The 4,624-nt window shown below is 37.8% G+C and carries 6 protein-coding genes; 2 read left to right on the top strand and 4 right to left on the bottom strand.

Annotated elements, in window-relative coordinates; genetic code table 11:
* On the top strand, nt 1-746 hold a 746-nt coding region (locus WKI23_RS09265; RefSeq protein ID WP_368079719.1), incomplete at its 5' end, for an epoxyqueuosine reductase QueH.
* 44 nt (nt 747-790) lie between these two features.
* Here the strand turns inward: WKI23_RS09265 and WKI23_RS09260 are convergent.
* From WKI23_RS09260 to WKI23_RS09245, 4 genes are all read right to left on the bottom strand, one after another.
* Nucleotides 791-922: a hypothetical protein gene (locus WKI23_RS09260; RefSeq protein ID WP_368079718.1), complete on the bottom strand. Its 132-nt coding sequence runs from the start codon at nt 920-922 to the stop codon at nt 791-793.
* Nucleotides 923-969: 47 nt separating this feature from the next.
* On the bottom strand, nt 970-1,503 hold the full coding sequence (ntdP, locus tag WKI23_RS09255; RefSeq protein WP_000775321.1) for a nucleoside tri-diphosphate phosphatase: 534 nt from the start codon (nt 1,501-1,503) through the stop codon (nt 970-972).
* Between the two features lie 88 nt (nt 1,504-1,591).
* On the bottom strand, nt 1,592-2,368 hold the full coding sequence (gene recX, locus WKI23_RS09250; protein WP_368079717.1) for a recombination regulator RecX: 777 nt from the start codon (nt 2,366-2,368) through the stop codon (nt 1,592-1,594).
* Nucleotides 2,369-2,377: 9 nt separating this feature from the next.
* A complete protein-coding gene (locus WKI23_RS09245) occupies nt 2,378-3,154 on the bottom strand; it encodes an aminoglycoside 3'-phosphotransferase (protein WP_368079716.1) in 777 nt (258 codons plus the stop codon).
* Between the two features lie 56 nt (nt 3,155-3,210).
* Here WKI23_RS09245 and rlmD point away from each other — a divergent pair, with 56 nt between their 5' ends.
* Nucleotides 3,211-4,566, top strand: coding sequence for a 23S rRNA (uracil(1939)-C(5))-methyltransferase RlmD (gene rlmD / locus WKI23_RS09240; RefSeq protein ID WP_368079715.1), 1,356 nt, complete (start codon nt 3,211-3,213; stop codon nt 4,564-4,566).
* The last annotated feature ends 58 nt before the right edge of the window (nt 4,567-4,624 follow it).

Below are 4,624 nucleotides of genomic sequence, written 5' to 3'. Positions count from 1 at the left end.
TGAGCAAGATGAACCCCAATCAGAAGATAAATTATGACCGTGTCATGCAGAAAATGGTACAAGTATGGGAGAAAAATGAGCAGCGGCCAACCATTCTCATGCATGTTTGCTGTGCCCCTTGCAGTACCTATACTCTAGAATATTTGACCAAGTATGCAGATGTGACTATCTATTTTGCCAATTCTAATATTCATCCCAAGGCAGAATACCATAAGCGGGCCTATGTTACCAAGAAATTTGTCAGTGATTTCAATGAGCGGACAGGAAATACGGTTCAGTACCTAGAAGCTCCCTACGAACCTAACGAATATCGTAAACTGGTTCGAGGTTTGGAAGAAGAGCCAGAAGGTGGCGACCGTTGTAAGGTTTGCTTTGACTACCGTCTGGATAAAACAGCGCAAGTGGCTATGGATTTAGGCTTTGACTACTTTGGTTCAGCCTTGACTATCAGTCCACATAAGAATTCTCAAACCATCAACAGCATCGGAATCGATGTGCAAAAGATTTATACCACCCACTATCTTCCCAGCGATTTCAAGAAAAATCAAGGCTACAAACGTTCAGTGGAGATGTGTGAAGAGTATGATATCTATCGTCAATGTTATTGTGGATGCGTCTATGCAGCTCAGGCTCAGAATATTGATTTGGTTCAGGTCAAGAAGGATGCCACAGCTTTCTTGCTGGATAAGGATGTTGAAAAAGACTATTCCCACATCAAATTTACTGTTACAAAATTGGATATATAAGGATAAGCCCAGCTGCAAAGCTGGGTTTTTATACTCTTCGAAAATCAAATTGAAACCGCGTCAACGTCGCCTTGCCGTATATATATGTGACTGACTTCGTCAGTCTTATCTATAACCTCAAAACAGTGTTTTGAGCAACCTGCGGCTAGTTTCCTAGTTTGCTCTTTGATTTTCATTGAGTATTAAAATAAAAAACCAGGGATTTCACCCCAGTTTGACAACTTTACCGATTCTTTAGTTCTACATAGCGCTTGTACCAAATGTTTACATAGGCTTCTGAGAAAGGACCACGTCCATTGTTAATCCAATCAACAAGAATTTTGACATGTTCTTTTAAAATATAGTCCAAATCATCAGAATAATTCATTTTGCGTTTGTGGCGCTCATATTCCTCAACATCCAAGAGACGTTTTTCCCCATCTGTAAAAATTTTAACATCCAAATCATAATCAATATACTTCAGTGCTTCTTCATCCAGATAGTAGGGGCTAGCCATATTGCAATAGTAGGAAGTTCCATTATCACGAATCATGGCAATGATATTAAACCAATATTTCTTGTGAAAGTAAACAATAGCCGGTTCTCGAGTGACCCAACGACGACCATCACTTTCGGTAACAAGTGTATGATCGTTGACACCAATAATGGCGTTTTCTGTTGTTTTTAGTACCATGGTGTCCCGCCAAGTTCGGTGGAGACTCCCATCATGCTTATAACTTTGAATTGTAATAAAGTCGCCTTCTTTTGGAAGCTTCATAACTAACCAACTTTCTACAATTTATAAGTTTATCATTTACTATTGTACCATAAAATTATCTAAAATCTGTGAATTTCACTTGGAAATATTAAAGATATTCTCTAAGAGCGCTTGCTATATCCGAAAAATCGTAGCCCTTTCGTGCTAAAACTTGAGTTAAACGCTGCTTCAGTTCGTATCCTTCATACTTTCGAGCGTATTTTGCATATTGCTTATCAAGTTCCTTGAAGATGAGTTCCTGAGTCGTTTCTTGGTCAACTTGGCTATCCAACTGGTCAAAGGCACTTTTAGCATCAGGGTAAGAGAAGCCCTTGTTGGTCATATTCTGGATAATCTTATCTTGCAAGGCACGAGCTGGAAGTTTTCCCTCATATTTTTTCAATAGTTTATTGGCTACACGTTGAGCAACTTCAGAAAAATCAAATTCTTTCAAGTTCTCTTCTATAGTAGATTTTGAAATCCCCTTTTGTGCTAGTTTCTGAGTCAGTACATAAGGCCCCTTGTCTCCTGAAAGTTGATTGGCATTGATGCTAGCATAAGCGTATTGGCTATCATTGATCCACTTATCTTCTTGAAGATTAGCAATGACTTGAGAAACCATGTTTTCATCAATATCGTATTTTTTCAGATATTCTCTGACTTCTTTTTCAGTGCGTGCTTTAAAGGATAAATGGTAGAGGGCCAGATTCTTACCATAAGAAAATTGAGCAAAGTCCTGAATCTCTTTCAATTCTTCTTCACTTATCACCTTATCTCTTGATAACATAAAACGAACAATCGTATCTTCAGTAATGTAGCATTTGTCGCCATTATCAAGCTCCATCAGATAGAGTCTTTTTTTCTTTTCAAGTTTTGTGATTTTCATAATTTCCTTTCATCTAAATGCTTCGAAAGCTGCAACAAGTCGGAGTTTATCCATATCTACATATTCTCTACCGTAATAGTCGAGAAATAATTCAGCATACGTAGCATCTTGTAGGTTGTAATGAAGGGACCAAATTGTCCAAAAGAGGTCGATATGTCGGTCACTAAAACCAGCCAATCCCAAGTCAATAAAGCAAGAAAAATGCGAGGCATCCTTCAAGATGAAATTTGGCAGGCAGGCATCTCCATGAATAAAAGCATCAGCTTTGAGAATGTAACCTTTCTCTTGTATCAGTTGGTAAGCTTCTTCACGACTGTGAATATGAAATTGAGGCAGAAGAGTCTTGTTATAAAAAGCCCCCTTCTGATAGTTTTTTAAAGCTTTTTCTTTATAACGCTTCAGATGATTTTCCGACGGAAAAGATTGTGGTTTAAGACTGTGAAGTTTGTTTAATGCTTGAGCCAGGGTTTGACAGAGTTTTTCGGGTTGATTTGAAAAATCGAGAGCGTTTCTGCCAATGGCTTCTTTGGTCAGAAGGAAGTCCTTTTTTGCTGATAAATAGGTAATCACTGGAGTTCCCAATCCTTCAGTTTCGAACCAACTTGCAATCTTAGCTTCTTGAGCTAATCTGCCTTTTTGATCTATTTTTAAATAGTAACCGGAATCTATATATAAGACAGTTGCACTTGAATGAGAAGAACTATCAGAGAGATTAGCTCCCTTGATATAGCTTCTTAATTGTTCAGGGAAATCTAGTATACTAAAGCGAGGTGTTTTTGAATTCATGCTTTTATTGTAACATATTCTTAAATATCTTAGAAACTCCATGGTATAATAGACCTATGAATCTAAAAATAAAACAAAAAATACCATTAAAAATCAAGCGCATGGGAATTAATGGTGAGGGAATCGGCTTTTACCAAAAAACGTTAGTCTTTGTACCTGGAGCTCTCAAAGGTGAAGATATCTATTGTCAGATTACTTCTATTAAACGTAACTTTGTAGAGGCAAAATTACTGAAGGTTAACAAGAAGTCTAAATTTCGAGTTGTGCCAGCTTGTACTATTTATAATGAGTGCGGAGGCTGCCAAATCATGCACCTGCATTATGATAAGCAGCTAGAGTTCAAGACGGACTTACTTCATCAAGCGCTGAAAAAATTTGCTCCTGCAGGATATGAAAACTATGAAATCCGTCCAACTATTGGAATGCAGGAACCAAAGTACTACCGTGCTAAGTTACAATTTCAGACTCGAAAATTTAAGAATCAGGTCAAGGCGGGCTTATATGCACAAAACTCTCACTATTTAGTAGAGTTGAAAGACTGCCTAGTGCAAGACAAGGAAACCCAAGTGATTGCTAATCGTCTAGCAGAATTACTTACTTATCACCAGATTCCAATCACGGATGAGAGAAAAATTCTAGGTGTTAGGACTATTATGGTTCGACGAGCAAGAAAGACTGGGCAGGTTCAGATTATTATTGTTACAAACCGCCAGCTTAACTTAACCCAACTTGTAAAGGACTTAGTTAAAGATTTTCCAGAAGTTGTGACAGTAGCTGTGAATACAAATACAGCTAAAACAAGTGAGATATATGGTGAAAAGACAGAAATCATCTGGGGAAAAGAGAGTATTCAAGAAGGTGTACTCGACTATGAATTCTCACTATCCCCTCGAGCATTCTATCAACTAAATCCTGAACAAACAGAAGTACTTTATAACGAGGCAGTAAAAGCCTTGGATGTTACTAAAGAAGATCATTTAATTGATGCTTATTGTGGAGTTGGAACGATTGGATTTGCCTTCGCAAAGAAAGTAAAGACCCTCAGAGGTATGGATATTATTCCAGAAGCCATTGAAGATGCCAAGCGGAATGCTAAAAGAATGGGATTTGACAACACACATTACGAAGCAGGAACAGCGGAAGATATTATTCCTCGTTGGTACAAGGAAGGCTACCGAGCAGATGCTCTGATTGTGGATCCACCACGTACAGGTCTGGATGATAAGTTATTAGACACTATTCTTACTTATGTACCAGAAAAAATGGTTTATATTTCTTGTAATGTTTCGACCTTGGCTCGTGATTTGGTAAGGTTAGTAGAAGTCTACGATATCCATTATATTCAGTCGGTCGATATGTTCCCACACACCGCTCGAACTGAAGCAGTTGTAAAATTAATTAAAAAAGTTTAAAAAAGGTGTTGACAAAGTTAGAAAAGCCTGTATAATAGTAAGAGTTGAAAATAACTCT

It is taken from the genome of Streptococcus pseudopneumoniae, assembly GCF_038148955.1.
Classification (GTDB): Bacteria; Bacillota; Bacilli; order Lactobacillales; family Streptococcaceae; genus Streptococcus; species Streptococcus pseudopneumoniae_T.
Note: the sequence above shows the minus strand (reverse complement) of the source record. Positions and strands in the feature narration are given on the sequence as shown.

Bases quoted from the DNA above. Each gene is read 5' to 3' on its own strand.
- WKI23_RS09260 (WP_368079718.1), bottom strand. From the start codon at position 922: ATGAAAATCAAAGAGCAAACTAGGAAACTAGCCGCAGGTTGCTCAAAA.
- ntdP (WP_000775321.1), bottom strand. From the start codon at position 1,503: ATGAAGCTTCCAAAAGAAGGCGACTTTATTACAATTCAAAGTTATAAG.
- recX (WP_368079717.1), bottom strand. From the start codon at position 2,368: ATGAAAATCACAAAACTTGAAAAGAAAAAAAGACTCTATCTGATGGAG.
- WKI23_RS09245 (WP_368079716.1), bottom strand. From the start codon at position 3,154: ATGAATTCAAAAACACCTCGCTTTAGTATACTAGATTTCCCTGAACAA.
- rlmD (WP_368079715.1), top strand. From the start codon at position 3,211: ATGAATCTAAAAATAAAACAAAAAATACCATTAAAAATCAAGCGCATG.